This is a genomic window from Amycolatopsis xylanica, from assembly GCF_900107045.1.
Classification (GTDB): domain Bacteria; phylum Actinomycetota; class Actinomycetes; order Mycobacteriales; family Pseudonocardiaceae; genus Amycolatopsis; species Amycolatopsis xylanica.
Window position 1 is genome coordinate 25,832 of record NZ_FNON01000017.1, and the last position, 15,336, is coordinate 41,167.

A 15,336-nucleotide genomic window follows, 5' to 3' on the forward strand; every position below is an offset into this window, starting at 1 on the left:
GGGACGAAGGAACATCGGCCGCGCACTGCGTGACCGCTTCGGCTTCAGCTTGATCCAGGCACCACTACGTCAACATGTAACACCGTGGGCCGAAGAGCCCGAGCTGCCCGGCCCGCGTCGTGAACTGGTGGCGGCCGGAAACGGTCCCGCACCCGAGTGGAGCGCGCGGCCGATCGTCGAGCAGCTGGAGCTACACCGCGCTTAGGCGTTCATCTGGGCGCGGTAGTGCTCCGCCAGCTCAGCCAGGAACTGGCGGGTCTCCCCGCGTTCCATCGCGGCACCCCGCAGGCGGTCCCACGAGTCGACGAAGATCTGGAAGTCCTTGGAGTCGTCGAGGTACAGACCGCCCGCGGAGTGCTCGATGTAGACGAAATCCCGGGTGCGGTCAGGGAACCGCATGATGGTGAAGTCGTTCGGGACCGAAGCGAGTTTCGCGTCGAACGGCAGCACGTGCACGTACACGCGCGGGCGCCGGTCCAGCAGCAGCAGGTGCTCGACCTGGTCGAGCATGACCGCGGGCGCCAGTCCACCCGGCGCCCGGCGCAGTGCGGCCTCGCTGATGATGAACCGGTAATACGGCGGCTGCTGCTGGTCGAACACCGCCTTGCGGTCCAACCTGTTGCGGACCAAGGACGTCACGTCCGTCGCGCCCGCTTCGGTGAACTGCTTGAGCATGTAGTGCTCGGACTGCAGTGGGCCGGGGATGCGCTCACCGTGCCAGGTGAGGATCTCCGCCGCGGCCGGCTCGAGGTCGGTGAACGTGCGGAACCAGTGCGGCACCACCGAGCGGTAGCCGGACCAGTGCCCGCGCTGGCCCGCGGCCGCGCGCGCCAGGTTCATCAGGGTTTCGGCTTCGTCGCCGTTGATGCCGAACGCGTTGAGCATCGATCGCACGTCCCCGAGCTTCACCCCGACGGCGCCCGACTCGATCTTGTTGACCTTGCCCTGGGTGCAGCCCAGGAACTCGGCAACCTGCTGCTGAGTCAGCTTCGCCGCATTACGGGCATGACGGAGCTCGTTACCGAGCTGCTTACGCCGCGAAGTGACGGTGCTGGCCATCAGCCGTGCTCTCCCAGAACACTCATCCGGTCCAGAACTCCTTCACTCGCACTCTGCGGAGTTCGATGATGACACCGCGCAGCGCTCCAGGAAAGATCTCTGGACGCCATCCGGCCCAGTTTACCGGCTTGGCGGGCATAGTAGACGCGTGCAGGATCTCTCACCGTCAGCCGCCTCCGTCCAGCAAGTCGCCAACGGCGTATATGGCTACGTCCAACCGGATGGTTCGTGGTGGATCAACAATTGCGGATTCATCGACGCGGGTGACCACAGCGTGCTCATCGACACCTGCGCCACCGAGCGCCGCACCCGCGCGCTGGTGGACTCGGTCACGTCGACCACCGGATCAGCGGTGCGCACGCTGGTGAACACGCATCACCACGGCGACCACACCAATGGCAACTTCCTGGTGCCCGAAGCGACGATCGTCGGGCATCGCAAGACCCGCGAGGCGATACTCGCGACTGGTCTGAACAAGTACGAGGGCGTGTTCACCGGCAACGACTGGGGGCACCTGGAGCTGCGCCCGCCCGAGGTGGTGTTCGACGAGCGGCTGACCCTGCATGCCGGAGATGTCCGGATCGACCTAATCCACCCCGGCCACGCCGCGCACACCACGAACGACGTACTCGTCTGGCTGCCCGAGCAGCGTGTGCTGTTCGCGGGTGACGTCGTCTTCAACGGCGGGAGCCCGTTCGCGGTGATGGGCTCGATCGCGGGCTCGCGGGCCGTCCTGGACGTGGTGCGCTCACTCGAACCACTAACGATCGTCCCCGGCCACGGGCCGGTCTGCGGCCTGGAGGTGCTCGACCGGCTCGACGCCTACCTGGCGTTCGTCCAGGAGCGGGCCGAGCAGGGCAAGTCGGCCGGTCTGACCCCGTTCGAGACGGCGACCCAGACCGACCTGGGCGAGTTCGCTGCGCTTTCGGAGGCCGAGCGGCTGCCCGCGAACCTGCACCGCGCGTACGCCGAGCTGGACGGGGCCGAGTGGGGCGCCGAGATCGACCTGCGCGAGGCGGTCGTCGACATGGTGAAGTACCACGGTGGAGAGATCCGCTGCTTCTCGTGAGCACTACGCTTCGATTCAGATGAACGCGACCGGAAGGGCTTAGATGAGCAAGAAGGCGAGCATCGGGGTCACGGGACTGGCGGTCATGGGCCGCAACCTGGCCCGCAACCTGGCGCGGCACGGGCACACCGTCGCACTGCACAACCGCTCGGAGGAGCGGACGCGCGCGCTGGTCGACCAGTTCGGCGACGAGGGCGACTTCATCCCGGCCTACTCGGCGCAGGAGTTCGTCGACGCCTTGGAGCGGCCCCGCCAGGTCGTCATCATGGTCAAGGCAGGCGCGCCCACCGACGCGGTCATCGACGAGTTCGCGCCCCTGCTGGAGCCGGGCGACGTCATCGTCGACGCGGGCAACGCCCACTTCGCCGACACCCGCCGCCGCGAGGCCGCGCTGCGCGAGCAGGGCCTGCACTTCGTCGGCACCGGCGTTTCCGGTGGTGAGGAGGGCGCGCTCCACGGCCCGTCGATCATGCCGGGCGGGTCCCCCGAGTCCTATCAGTCACTCGGCCCCCTGTTCGAGGACATCTCGGCCAAGGTCGACGGCTCCCCCTGCTGCACCCACGTCGGCGCCGACGGCGCCGGACATTTCGTGAAAATGGTGCACAACGGCATCGAGTACGCCGACATGCAGCTCATCGCGGAGTCTTTCGACCTGCTCCGCGGCGCCGCCGGTTACTCCCCGGCCGAGATCGCCGAGGTCTTCCGCACCTGGAACACCGGCCGCCTCGACTCCTACCTGATCGAGATCACGGCCGACGTTCTGGCGCATGTGGACGCCTCGACCGGCAAGCCGTTCGTCGACATCGTCGCCGACCAGGCCGAGCAGAAGGGCACCGGGCGCTGGACCGTCCAAATCGGACTCGACCTGGGCGTGCCGATCTCCGGCATCGCCGAAGCCGTGTTCGCCCGGTCCCTCTCGGGGTCTTCGGAGCTGCGCTCGGCGGCCCGCGACCTGGGCGGCCCGACGCGCGCGCCCCTCGCGGACGTCTCCGGCTTCGCGGACAAGGTCGAGCAGGCGCTGTACGCCTCGAAGGTCGTGGCTTACGCGCAGGGCTTCAACCAGATCCAGGCCGGCGGCGCGGAGTACGGCTGGGACATCGACCTCGGCCGCGTCGCGGCGATCTGGCGTGGCGGATGCATCATCCGGGCGAAGTTCCTGAACGACATCACGTCGGCATACGAGGCCGAGCCCGGTTTGCCGACGCTGCTGACTTCGGGCGGCTTCCGGAAGGCTGTCGAAGAGGCGCAGGATGCTTGGCGTTCGGTGATTTCCACGGCGGTGTCTTTGGGTATCCCGACGCCTGGGTTCTCGACGGCGCTGGCCTACTACGACGGGCTGCGGGCGGACCGGCTGCCGGCGGCTCTGGTGCAGGGGCAGCGGGACTTCTTCGGTGCGCACACCTACCGGCGGGTTGACCGGGAAGGCTCGTTCCACACGGCTTGGGCCGAGCCTGGCCGGCCAGAGGTTTCTGCTTAGTTTTGGCCGAGCGAGTGGTAACTCTGCTGCATCTAACGGAGCAGAGTTACCACTCGCTCACACCACGAGGACCGAAGGACGAGGTGTGGCAGCCGCAGCGCGGTAGGCGGCCCGAAGTTCGGCGATCACTTGGTCCGGCGCAGCTCTCAGCTGCGCCGGAAGGGTCTGAAGCACCAAGATTCCCGCTGCGGCATACCGCGAGTTACGCCGCACTGTTCGGGCATAGCCCGTTGGATCCGCGTGAAAGCCGACAGAGTCGATTTCCCACGCGAGTCCTACCTCGTCAAACCATCCGTCAGGTGTCGCGATGTGCTCACCTGCTGAATTGACCAGCGGGCGATTCCATAGCGGCGCCGGTAGCCCACTTCGCTTCCATACGCGATGCGCGTCGATCTCCGCCACGGACCGCGCGCCCTCACTCAATTCCTTGAGAACCTGGCGTGGGATCGCGCTCCCCCTCTGCCCGCCTTGGGCGAGTTCCTCGAGCAGCAGCTCCACGGTAGTGAAGCCACGCTGCACCGCCTCGGCGAGCAGCGCCCGGACGGGATCCCGCGCCTTTACTCGACGCGCGGCGTCGAGCACCGCCCGAGTAGCCACCGCGATGGGGATCCCTTCCGTGACAACGACTTTCGGAAGCCTCCGGGTTCGTTCGATCAACAGGAGTTCTTGCTCTCGCAGCTGTTGATCGTTGGGGATCAGCAAGTGAATGGTGCGCGTGGCGGGAGCGTTCATCAAGCCGAGCCCACGGCACGCCTCGTATCCGGTCACGACAGCGCGTTCCCCGCCGTAGAGCTTGGCTGCCACGAGCTGCTGCCGGCGGCTCGGCGGTGCTCTGTACAGGCTCACGATCTTGGGTAAGAGCCACCGCCAAGACCCACCGGCCTCGCATTGCCGGGTGATCGTGCTTGAAGAAACGCCCAGGTCCTTCAAGTCACGGGTCCGGATGACGCCGTCTTCGCTCTGTGCCAGGAGAAGCTCGTGGTCTTCTCCCCACGATCCACGTTTCATTCCGCGATCGTGGCACCTGGCTCCGACGAAACCGGGCCGCGAAGCCAAGTTATCCACAGGGGTATCCAGGTGTGGATAACTAGACCAGCAAAACCACCGCCACGGCTACCAGAACCGCGAGGAGCACTAGCCTTGTCCGGTGGCCTTGCGACCTTCGACGATCGCGGTCAGCAGTTGCAAGATCCATGGCTCGACCGCCTCCTTGGTCACGCCCCACGCGGTCAGCAGGTCATAAGCCCGACCCTCGCCCAGTTCCAGGATCGCGAACAGGATGTGTTCCGTGCCAATGTAATTGTGGCCGAGGCGCAGTCCTTCGCGCAGCGTCAGCTCCATGACCTTCTTGCCGTGGGCGTCGAACGGGAGCTGGTCGGCGATCGTGTCGGAGGGCGGGTCGAAGGAGTCCATGACCTTCGGGATCGCTTCTTGGATGGGCAGGCCGAACTCGGCGATCGCCTTGGCGGCGAGGCCTTCCGTCTCGCCGAGCAGGCCGAAGAGCAGGTGTTCGGCGCCGATGTGGTTGTTGGAGGCGTTGCGGGCCGCGGCTTGGGCGCCGATGACGACCTTGCGGGCGCGGTCGGTGAAGCGGCCGAAGGTGTTGGCCAGCTCTTCAAGGCTGGGTTCCTTGGGGACGAAGCGTTTCTGGGCCGCCTGCTTCGAGACGCCCATGCTGCGGCCGATGTCGGTCCAGGAGGCTCCGGAACGCCTGGCCTGGTCGACGAAGTGGCCGATCAGGTGATCCGCGACCTCGCCGAGGTTGTCGGCGACCAGCACCGCGTCGGAAAGCTGGGCGAGCGCGTCGCCGTCGGAGTGCTGTTTCTTGATGTAGGTGATGAGTTCGTCCAATCGGACTGGTGAAGTCATGCGTCAACTGTAGGTTGACGATCGGCCGTGCGTCAACCCCGGGTTGACCAGGTCACCCGAAGGGCAGACCGACGTAGTTCTCGGCCAGGCTGGTCGCGGCCGCGTGGGAGCTGACCGTGTACTGGAGCTGGGAGACCTGGAGACGGCGCTGGAACGGGTCGGCCGCAGGGTCGATGTGGAGCATGGTCGTCATGAACCAGGAGAAGTGCTCGGCTCGCCAGACTCGGCGCAGGCAAGTCTCCGAGTAGGCCGACGCGGGCTCGGGATTCTTGTGCAGCAACAGTTCCTTCACCGCGCGGGACAGCACGAGCACGTCGGCGATGGCGAGGTTCATACCCTTGGCGCCCGTCGCGGGGACGATGTGGGCCGAGTCGCCCGCCAGGAACAGCCTGCCGTGGCGCATGGGCTCGACCACGAAACTGCGCATCGGGGCGATGTTCTTGTCCAGGATCGGGCCCTCGATCAGGGAGAAGCCGTCCGCGGCCAGTCGAGTGTCCAATTCGGACCAGATGCGGTCGTCTGACCAGGACTCGATGCGGTCACCGTTGGGGACCTGGAGGTAGAGGCGGGTGATCTCGGGCGAGCGCATGCTGTGCAGCGCGAAGCCGCGCTCGTGGTGGGCGTAGATCAGCTCGTCGTCGGACGGGCGGGTCTGCGCGAGTACGCCCAGCCAGGAGAACGGGTACTCGCGATCGAACGCTTGTTGCGCGGGAATGGCCGGGCGGCTGATGCCATGGAAGCCGTCGCAGCCCGCGATGACGTCGCACTCCAGCACCTGCGAGACGCCGTCGCTGTCGCGGTAGGAAATACGCGGGCGCTCAGTGTCTATTTCGGACAATGAAACGTCGGAGACCTCGTAGTGGATCTGCTGGCCGCGTGCCTCGTGTGCGTCGATCAGGTCCTTGACGATCTCCTGCTGACCATAGACCACAATGGACTTGCCGGTCAGCTCCGTCAGCGGGATGCGGTGGTCCTCACCGCCGAAGCGGAGCGAAAGGCCTTCGTGCACAAGGCCTTCCGCGTCCATCCGCGTCGCGAGACCGAGTTCGCGGAACAGTTCGACCGTCGGATGCTCGCAGACTCCCGCACGCACGCGCTGGCGGATGTAGTCCCGGCCGCGGGCTTCGAGTATCACCGACTCGATGCCCTCCAGGTGCAAGAGGTGAGCGAGCACGAGCCCGGCGGGGCCCGCTCCGACGATGCCGACCTGTGTACGCAAACTAACTCCTAGATTTGGCCAATCCCTTGAGATCGAACTCGGCCGCCCGCAGCTCGTCGAGCGTCACCGGCTTGGTGGCGGCGAGCAGGCGGCGGGCGGAAACGTGGTCGCTGGGGCGGTTCACCGACTCGACGGCGATCAGCACGTCTTCGCGGAACGCCAGGATGGAGAACTTGCCCGCGTCCTTGTCGCCGGTGACCAGCAGGTGGTCGGCGCCGGTGCCGATACCGGCGATCTGCAGCTTGTTGCCGAGCTGGTCGGTCCAGAACCACGGGACGCTGTCGTACGGCGCGGGGGCGCCCGTGATCGTCGCGGCGACCCAGCGGGCCTGGTCGACGGCGTTCTGCACGGACTCGAGACGGGTCGCCTGGCCGGCGTGCACGCACGGGAAGTTGGCGCAGTCGCCGACCGCGAAGATCTTGGGGTCGCTGGTGGTGAGGTGCTCGTCGACGACGATGCCGTTGTCGACCTTGAGGCCCGCTTCTTCGGCGAGCGCGGTTTCGGGGAGCACGCCGACGCCGATGACGACGAGGTCGGCCGGCAGGCGGCGGCCGTCGGTGAGCTCGACCGACTCGACCTTGCCGTCGCCGTGCAGCGCGGTGACGCCGTGACCGAGGATCAGCGTCGCGCCGGCCTGCTCGTGGAGCGCGGCGAAGTGCGCGGAGATCTCCGGGGTCGCGACGCGCGCGAGGAGCCGGTCCTGCGCTTCGACGACCGTGACCGGGCGGCCCGCGTGCGCGGCGAACTCCAGTCCGATGAAGCCGCCGCCGATGACGACGACGTCTTTCGCCTGCTCCAGTGCGGCGCGCAGGGAGTCGGCGTCATCGCGGGTGCGCAGGCCGAGCACGCCTTCGAGGTCCGCGCCGGGCACCGGGAGCGGGCGGTTGCGTGCGCCGGTGGCGAGCACGAGGTGGTCGTATTCGAGCGAGGTGCCGTCCTCGAGCGTGACCGTCGACTCGGCGCGGTTGATGGCGGCGACGCGGCCGTCGACGAGCTCGATGTCCTTGTCGTTGAAGAAGTCCTGGGGTCGCAGGTGCAGCGCGTCGACGCCCGCGGTCCCCTGCAGGTACTGCTTCGACAGCGGCGGGCGCTGGTACGGCACGCCCGGTTCGTCGCCGATCAGCACGACCCGCCCGGCGAAACCCTTGTCCCGCAACGAAGCGGCGGCTTGGAACCCACTCTGTCCCGCACCGGCGACGAGGACCGTTGTCATTGTTGCTCCTCTCGGTTCTTAGCCCTCATCTGAGCACATCCCGGCTAGCCCGTGCGAGTGGTCTAGGGGTTGCTCACAGCATGCTCAGGGGCTGCGGTCGGCGGGCCTGGACTTCCGCTCAGCGGAAGCCGGCATCCGGGCGGCGCGGGGCGCGCCGAGTGACCGGGAGATCCCGCGCGCGGCCGCGCGCACGGCCGGGACCAGGCTGCGTGCGTCGGTGCCCTCGGCGGGGACGACCAGGGAAATCGCGGCGACGACTGTGTCATCTGTGCCGTAGACGGGGGCGGCGACGGACATCGACACCAGCTCGATCTGGCGGTCGCTGATCGCGTACCCGTCGCGCCGCACGTCCGCGAGGACACGCCGCAGCTTCGCGGGCGATGAGATGGTCCTGGCGGTATAGCGCTTGAGCGGGGCCGCGAGCACCGATTCCTGGACCTCCGACGGCGCGTTCGCGAGCAGCACCAGCCCGACGCCGGTCGCGTGGGCGGCGAGCCGCCCGCCGGGGCGCGACACGACGTTGACGGCGCCGCGTGCGGAGATCCGTTCCAGGTAGACGACGTCGGGAACGTCGAGCACGGCGAGCTGGACGTTCTGATGCGTCGCCTCGTAGAGGTCTTCGAGGAACGGCATCGCGCTCTCGCGCAGGCTCATCCCGTGCGGCGAGAGCGACGCGACCTCCCACAGCCAGAGTCCGACGCGGTAGCGGCCGTCCTCCTCGCGTTCGAGCGCGCCGCGGCGGACGAGCTCGGCGACGATGCGATGGGCGGTGGACAATGGCAGGCCGGCGCGACGGGACAAATCGGACAGCGTCAGCTTCGGGCGGTCCGAGGTGAAGGCGCCGAGAAGATCCAGGACACGCTCCGCCACCGAGGGCGGGCGGGCTGCGTTGTGCCGCATAGAGCCAGGTTAGCCGCCCGAACGGGCGAACGATCCTGCCCGGGTGGACACCTCCGGAAACACGATCAGCACTGGCGCGACACGCTACCGTCACGCGCGAGGCGTTGGCTTCGGGCAAGGAGGCGTCATGGCCGAGAAACATCCCGTCGACGAAGTGCTGCCGTTCGGGCGGCTGACGTTGCTGGGCCTGCAGCACATGTCGATCATGTACGCCGGTTCGGTGGCCGTGCCGCTGATCGTGGGCAGCGCGCTGAAGCTGGACCAGGCGACGATCGCGCTGCTCGTCAACGCGGACCTGCTGGTCGCGGGCATCGCGACGCTGATTCAGGCGATCGGCGTGTGGAAGATCTTCGGCATCCGGCTGCCGGTGGTCGCGGGCGCCACGTTCAGCGTGGTGAACCCGATGATCCTGATCGGCTCCCAGTACGGCATGCCGGCGGTGTACGGCGCGATGCTCGCGTCCGGCGTGTTCGGGCTGCTGATCGCGCGGCCGTTCGCGAAACTCGTGCGCTTCTTCCCGCCGCTGGTGTCCGGGACGCTGCTGGTGGTGATCGGAGTTTCGCTGATCGGGCCGGGCGCGTCGATGATCGCCGGGCACGACACCCAGTCGCCCGACTACGCGCGGCCGTCGCACATCCTGCTGGCGCTGGGCGTGATCGCGCTGGTGGTGCTGTTCACCCGGTTCCTGCGCGGGTTCGCGAACCAGATCGGGCCGCTGGTCGCGCTGGCGCTCGGCCTGGTGGTGGCGATCCCGATGGGACTCGTGCACCTCGACGGCGTCTCGTCGGCCTCGTGGTTCGGGCTCGCGTCGCCGTTCCACTTCGGACCGCCGACGTTCCCGATCGCGGCCGTGCTCTCGATGTGCGTGGTCATGCTGGTGACCTACACCGAGTCGACGGCCGACCTGCTGGCGGTCGGCGAGATCACCGGCAAGCCCGTGAGCGACGCCGACCTCGCGCGCGGCCTCGCGACCGACGGCCTGTCGGCGGTGCTCGGCGGCGTGATGAACTCGTTCCCCGACACGGCTTTCGCCCAGAACGTCGGGCTGGTGCAGATGACGCGCGTGCGGTCGCGGTGGGTGGTCGCGGTGACCGGCGGGGTGCTGCTGCTGATGGGCCTGGTCCCGAAGATCGGCGCGTTCATCGCGGCGGTGCCGGAGCCGGTGATCGGCGCGGTGGCCGTGGTGATGTTCGCGATGGTGGCGGCTGTCGGCCTGCAGAACCTGCGCAAGGTGGAGTTTTCGGGCAACCACAACACTTTCGTGGTCGCGGTGTCGATCGGCGTCGGCATGCTGCCCGCGGTCGCGCTGGACCGCTTCGGGAACTCGATCTTCTTCAAGAACTTCCCGGCCTGGCTGCAGACGATCTGCGGGAGCCCGATCACGATCACCGCGATCCTCGCCTTCACACTGAACCTCCTCTTCAACCACCTGGGCTCCCGCCGCCCCGACCCCGACCTGGTCTCCATCTAGCCGGTCAAAAAAATCCCAATGCGGCATTCGCCAGATTTCAGGCCGCCAATGTGGCATTCGTCAGACCAAAGCTGACCAATGCCACATTGGGATTTTTTCCGGGGTTAGAGGAGCCAGGAGTACTCGCGGAACTCCCAGTCGGTGACCGTGCGGGCGAAGCGGGTGAGTTCGGCGCGCTTGAGGGCGGCGAAGAGTTCGACGAAGCGGGGGCCGAGGCCTGCGACCAGGGTCTTGTCGTCTTCGAGGGCGTCCAGGGCCGCGGGGAGGGAGGTGGGCAACGGGTCGCCCGAGCCGGGCGGCGGGGGTGTCAGGTCGTGCTGGATGCCGTCGAGGCCTGCCGCGAGGACCGCGGCGATCGCCAGGTAGAGGTTGGCCGAGCCGTCGCCGCCGCGGACTTCGACCCGGTCGTTCTCCGGCGGGATGCGGACGTAGGCGGTGCGGTCGTCGGGGCCCCAGTTCGCGGCGACGGGGGTCAGGCCCTCGCCGAGGCGTTTGTAGGCGGTGATCGTCGGGTTGAGCAAGGCGGTCAACGCCGGCGCGTGCGCCAGGATCCCGGCGAGAAAGGCTTCGAGCGGCGGCGGGCCCGAAGAGTCCACAAGGGACACATGCAGATGGCAGCCGTTGCCGGCGCGCTCGTTGAAGGGCTTGCCCATGAACGTCGCCAGCAGGCCGTGTGCGGACGCGACCTCCTTGACCACGTACCGGCAGAGGAACGCGCGGTCGGCCACGTCCAGGGCCTCGGAGTGGCGCAGGTTCATTTCGAACTGGCCACCGCTGAACTCGTGATTGCCCGCCGTGACGCCAAGGCCCATGTCCCGGCAGCGGCGCAGCAGCCGCGAGATCATGCCTTCGGGGTCGTGCGCGGTGCCGACGATGTAGCCGGCCGTGTCGCGCTCGCCGTAGGGCGCCCAGCCGCCGGAGTCGCGGCGGCAGAGGTAGAACTCCAGCTCGGGACCGACCACAGGCGACAGACCGCACTCCGTGTACCGCGCGACCTGCGCGCGCAGGATGTCGCGCGGGGAGAACGCGAGCGGCTCGCCGTGAGGGTCCGAGATGTCCGCGAGGCACCACGCGACGTCCGCGGAGCCGATCAGCGTCGACACGTCGGGGCGGGCGACGGCGTCCGGCCAGCCGCCGCCGGAGGTCTCGGGCGCGTCGAGCGGGTTCGCGGCCAGGTCGGTCAGCAGCAGCGCCTGGCAGAAGCCGAGGCCGTGCGTCACCGCCCGGTGGAACTCGTCGACCGTGACCTCCTTGCCGCGCGCGACGCCGTGCAGGTCGCTCCACAGCACTCTGACCAGGTCCGCTCCGCCGAGATCCACCCGAGCCCTCCCAAATGTTTGGTCCCAAACGATATGCTGTCACCCGGCGCATGGACAAGCATGGAGGCGACGTGGCCGAGGTTCGCGGTTTCTTCACCCCGAAGACGGCCACCGGCCGGGCCTCGCTGGTGCCCTCCCCACCTTGGCACTACTCGGGCGATCTGCTCACCATCGAATACCGGACCGACCCGGAACGGGTGGCCGAGCTGCTGCCAGCGCCGCTCGAACCGGCCGCCGATGACCCCGGCGCCGTCGCGCTGATCTGGGCCGACTGGCAGTCCTGCGGTGACTCCCGAGAGGAGCTGCTCGATCCGGTCCGCGCGCAGTACAAGGAGTGCTTCGCCGTCGTCCGATGCGCCTACCAGGGCAGGACGTACTCCCGGTGCGTCTACATCTGGGTCGACAAGGACTTCGCCATCGCGCGCGGCCTGCACCAGGGCTACCCCAAGAAACTCGGCTCGATCCACATGACACGCCCACACCCGTACGGCCCGGCGCCACGCCTGAAACCAGGCGCGAAGCTGGGCGCGACACTCGCCGCCGGCGACCGCAGGCTCGCCGAAGCCGTGGTCACGCTGCGCGAACCGGCCGATACCAACGGTTTCGTCAACGGTCACCCGATGGCACACCACCGCTGGCTCCCGTCGATCGAAAAGGACGGTGGCCTGGCGCTCGACGAGCTCATCGAGAGCGGCGCCGCGAGCTTCGAAGGCGGCACGCCGTGGGCCGCCGACGCCGACCTCACGCTCTTCGAGTCGCCGACCGAAGAGCTCGCCGGGCTGGTCATCAGGGAGCCCATCGGCGCCTACTACCGGCAAGTCGGCGTCACCTGGGATGGCGGCACGCGCCTCACGGGTTAGGGTCTGCGGGTGACCGGGCACCACAAGCTCTCCGAGACCGAGCGCGCCGTCCAGGCCAAGCTCGGGGACATCCCGCTGTTCTGGGAACAGATGCAGGCGGCGGCGAACCTGCATCGCGCGGCGGCCGCGGTCCGCCTGCACTTCGAGAACTCGGTGCTGCGGTCGTCCGACCTCACCTGGACCGGGTTCGTGGTGCTCTGGGTCTCCTGGATCTGGGGCGAGATGGAGACCAGGCACGTCGCCGAGGAAGCGGGCATCACCAAGGGCACGCTGACCGGCGTGGTGAAGACGCTCGAATCGCGTGGACTCGTGGTCCGCACCCGCCACGCCACCGACGGCCGTCTCGTGCTGCTCTCGCTCACAGAAGAGGGCGAAGAGCTGATGGAGACGCTGTTCCCGGCGTTCAATCTCGAGGAAGTGTTCGTCACCTCGCGCCTGTCGACGGCCGAGTGCAAACGCCTCGCAGGCGCGCTGCGCAAGATCGTCTCGCAGGTCGAAGAAGAGGGCGAGCAGCGCCGAGCCGAACTGCACGCCGAAGGCACTCCCCCGCGTCGCGGCGGCCGTCGCAAACCCGCCTAACCGACGCGGGACACAGCGGGCTTGATCGCCGCCGCGGCCACCAGCGCGCGGAACAGCGCCTTGCTCGCCGCGTCGAACTGCGCGGTGTCCTCTGGATGCCACTGCACGCCGAGGAACCAGCCCCGCCCCTCGGGCCGCTCGACCGACTCGATCGTCCCGTCGCAGGTGCGCGCGCCGGCGACGAGGCCGTCGCCGAGCCGTTCGAGGCATTGGTGATGGAAGCAGGACACTCGAATCGAGTCGGTACCGACCGTGGCCTCGAGCAGCGTGCCAGCCTTGACCGCGGCCAGCTGCACGACGTGCTTGTGCCCGCGGATGTCCTGGCGCAGCGTGCCGCCGAGCACCACGTTGACCACCTGCATGCCACGGCAGATGGCCAGCGTCGGCAGGCCGACGTTCAGCGCGTGCGCGGCGAGCGCGAGGTCGAACGCGTCCTGCTCGGCGTCCACGTCGTACACCGCGTCGTGGGTGACCGCGGCGCCGTAGCGATAGGGCGCGAGGTCACCGCCGCCCGGCAGCAGCAGCGCGTCGCAGCGCGCCAGCCGTTCGGCGATCTCGATCGAGTCGGCGACGCCACGCGGCGCGTGCGGATGCAGCATGACCGGTTCGCCGCCCGCCTCGAAAACGGCTTCGGCCAGCGAACGGGCGACCACCTCGGCGCGGAACCGCAACGCCGAGGCCGTCGCCGAGAACCGAGCGGGCAACGCGATCAGCGGTCTCATAACTGGACCCAGGTCGTCTTGAGTTCGGTGTATTTGTCCAAGGCGTGCACCGATTTGTCGCGGCCGTTGCCGGACTGCTTGACCCCGCCGAACGGGACGGTCAAGTCACCCTCCTCGTAGCAGTTCACCCAGACCGTGCCGGCCCGCAGCGCGCGGCTGACCCGATGCGCGGTGCTCAGGTTCGCCGTCCACACCGCCGCCGCCAGCCCGTACTCGCTCGCGTTGGCCAACTCGACCGCCTCCTCCTCGGTGCCGAAGGTGAGTACCGACAGGACCGGGCCGAAGATCTCGTCGCGCGCGACGCGCATGTCCGGGCCGACCTGGTCGAAGACGGACGGTTCGAGGAACCAGCCGCCCAGTTCGTGGTGCAGTGGCTCGCCGCCGGTGCGCAGCCTGGCGCCGTCGGCGAGCCCGGACGCGATGTGCGCGCGGACCATCGCGAGGTGTTCGAGGGTGACCAGCGGGCCCATCTGCGTCGCCGGGTCGAGCGGGTCGCCGACGCGCAGTGCGCGCGCGTGCCGGACGACCGCGTCGGTGAACTCGCCGGCGATGGCCTGGTGGACCAGCAGCCGCGACGGCGCCGTGCACATCGCGCCCTGGTTGAAGAAGATGCCCCAGGCCGCGGTCGCGGCGGCGGCTTCGAGATCCGGCGCGTCGGGGAAGACGAGGTTCGGCGACTTGCCGCCGAGCTCCAGCCAGACCCGCTTGAGGTTGGAATCGGCGCCATAGCGCAGGAAATGCCTGCCGACCGCCGTCGAGCCGGTGAACGCGAGCGCGTCGACCTCGTGGTGCCTGCCCAGCGCGCGGCCGACCGTCGGGCCGTCGCCCGCGACGACGTTGAGGACACCGGGCGGAAGATCGGCCTCGACGAGCAGTTCGGCCATGCGCAGCGCGGAAAGCGGCGAGCGCTCGGACGGCTTGAGCACGACCGTGCAGCCGGCGGCCAGCGCGGGCGCGAGCTTCCACGCGGCCATGGTCAGCGGGAAGTTCCACGGCACGATGGCCGCGACCACGCCGACCGGTTCGCGGGTGACCAGCGCGAGCGAGTCCGGCGCGGTGTGCGGGACCTCGTCGGCGAGCTTGCCTGCCAGCTCGCCGTACCAGCGGAAGGTGTTGATCACCGCGCGCAGCTCGATGGCGTCGGCCTCCACCACCGGCTTGCCCATCTCCAGGCTGATCAGCAGCGCCAGCTCTTCGCGGTACCGCTCGATAACGTCGGCGATGCGCAGCAGCGCGCGGCCGCGCTCGATCGGCGCGAGGCGTGGCCACGGGCCGCGGTCGAACGCGTAGCGCGCGGCTTCGACCGCGAGGTCGACCTCTTTCACTCCCCCGTCGGCGACCGCGGCGAGCGGCTTGCCGTCACGCGGTGACCGGACGCTGAAAGTGGCGCCGCCGCCCGGCTCGGCGGCGCCACGAATGTGGTGCTCCGTGACCGGGACGACACGTTCAGCCGCCGCCAGCCACTCGGCATGAGTACGCGTAGTCATCACTGCCCTCCGGAGCGTTTGTTTGGAGGCAAACGGTACTCCGGAACGGAGCATTTCGGTAATAGCTTGCGCCTATTCATCTGATAGATTAT

The 15,336-nt window shown here is 68.5% G+C and carries 14 protein-coding genes; 5 read left to right on the forward strand and 9 right to left on the reverse strand.

The genetic code is table 11. The features are described 5' to 3' along the window. Nucleotides 1-201: 201 nt before the first annotated feature. On the reverse strand, nt 202-1,059 hold the full coding sequence (locus BLV57_RS41855) for a helix-turn-helix domain-containing protein (protein WP_091300139.1): 858 nt from the start codon (nt 1,057-1,059) through the stop codon (nt 202-204). Nucleotides 1,060-1,207: 148 nt separating this feature from the next. On the opposite strand from BLV57_RS41855, the gene BLV57_RS41860 reads away from it, so the two are divergent. Continuing rightward, a complete protein-coding gene (locus BLV57_RS41860) occupies nt 1,208-2,128 on the forward strand; it encodes an MBL fold metallo-hydrolase (RefSeq protein ID WP_091300142.1) in 921 nt (306 codons plus the stop codon). Nucleotides 2,129-2,171: 43 nt separating this feature from the next. After that, complete coding sequence (gndA, locus tag BLV57_RS41865; RefSeq protein ID WP_091300145.1) at nt 2,172-3,605, forward strand: NADP-dependent phosphogluconate dehydrogenase; 1,434 nt, start codon at nt 2,172-2,174, stop codon at nt 3,603-3,605. 57 nt (nt 3,606-3,662) lie between these two features. Here the strand turns inward: gndA and BLV57_RS41870 are convergent, their stop codons facing one another. The 5 genes from BLV57_RS41870 to BLV57_RS41890 form a co-directional block, all read right to left on the reverse strand. Beyond that, nucleotides 3,663-4,613 carry a hypothetical protein gene (locus tag BLV57_RS41870; RefSeq protein ID WP_245757751.1) on the reverse strand — a complete coding sequence of 317 codons (951 nt, stop codon included), beginning with the start codon at nt 4,611-4,613 and terminating at the stop codon, nt 3,663-3,665. Between the two features lie 126 nt (nt 4,614-4,739). Beyond that, entirely contained in the window at nt 4,740-5,474 is a 735-nt protein-coding gene (locus BLV57_RS41875) for a Clp protease N-terminal domain-containing protein (protein ID WP_091300147.1), read from the reverse strand. Nucleotides 5,475-5,526: 52 nt separating this feature from the next. Next, nucleotides 5,527-6,693 (reverse strand): 4-hydroxybenzoate 3-monooxygenase, encoded by a 1,167-nt coding sequence (locus BLV57_RS41880; RefSeq protein ID WP_091300149.1) that lies wholly within the window; start codon nt 6,691-6,693, stop codon nt 5,527-5,529. Between the two features lies 1 nt (nt 6,694). Further along, nucleotides 6,695-7,906: an NAD(P)/FAD-dependent oxidoreductase gene (locus tag BLV57_RS41885; RefSeq protein ID WP_091300152.1), complete on the reverse strand. Its 1,212-nt coding sequence runs from the start codon at nt 7,904-7,906 to the stop codon at nt 6,695-6,697. Nucleotides 7,907-7,990: 84 nt separating this feature from the next. Then, nucleotides 7,991-8,806, reverse strand: a complete 816-nt coding sequence (locus tag BLV57_RS41890) for an IclR family transcriptional regulator (protein ID WP_091300154.1) — start codon at nt 8,804-8,806, stop codon at nt 7,991-7,993. Between the two features lie 127 nt (nt 8,807-8,933). On the opposite strand from BLV57_RS41890, the gene BLV57_RS41895 reads away from it, so the two are divergent. Next, nucleotides 8,934-10,277, forward strand: a complete 1,344-nt coding sequence (locus BLV57_RS41895) for a nucleobase:cation symporter-2 family protein (RefSeq protein WP_091300155.1) — start codon at nt 8,934-8,936, stop codon at nt 10,275-10,277. A gap of 104 nt (nt 10,278-10,381) precedes the next feature. Here BLV57_RS41895 and BLV57_RS41900 read toward each other — a convergent pair whose 3' ends face one another. After that, a complete protein-coding gene (locus BLV57_RS41900) occupies nt 10,382-11,596 on the reverse strand; it encodes a glutamine synthetase family protein (RefSeq protein WP_091300158.1) in 1,215 nt (404 codons plus the stop codon). A gap of 50 nt (nt 11,597-11,646) precedes the next feature. Between BLV57_RS41900 and BLV57_RS41905 the strand changes: the two genes are divergently transcribed. Further along, a complete protein-coding gene (locus tag BLV57_RS41905; RefSeq protein WP_218134999.1) occupies nt 11,647-12,456 on the forward strand; it encodes an acetoacetate decarboxylase family protein in 810 nt (269 codons plus the stop codon). Nucleotides 12,457-12,465: 9 nt separating this feature from the next. Continuing rightward, nucleotides 12,466-13,035: a MarR family winged helix-turn-helix transcriptional regulator gene (locus tag BLV57_RS41910; protein ID WP_218135000.1), complete on the forward strand. Its 570-nt coding sequence runs from the start codon at nt 12,466-12,468 to the stop codon at nt 13,033-13,035. On the opposite strand, the gene BLV57_RS41915 is transcribed toward BLV57_RS41910, so the two are convergent. Further along, the gene (locus BLV57_RS41915; protein ID WP_091300159.1) at nt 13,032-13,757 is read right to left on the reverse strand and encodes a gamma-glutamyl-gamma-aminobutyrate hydrolase family protein; all 726 of its coding nucleotides are present in this window, start codon (nt 13,755-13,757) and stop codon (nt 13,032-13,034) included. The two genes, BLV57_RS41910 and BLV57_RS41915, sit on opposite strands and share 4 nt — an antisense overlap. Beyond that, nucleotides 13,754-15,244 (reverse strand): aldehyde dehydrogenase, encoded by a 1,491-nt coding sequence (locus tag BLV57_RS41920; protein ID WP_091300162.1) that lies wholly within the window; start codon nt 15,242-15,244, stop codon nt 13,754-13,756. Before BLV57_RS41920 ends, BLV57_RS41915 begins: the two co-directional genes overlap by 4 nt. Nucleotides 15,245-15,336 lie beyond the last annotated feature (92 nt).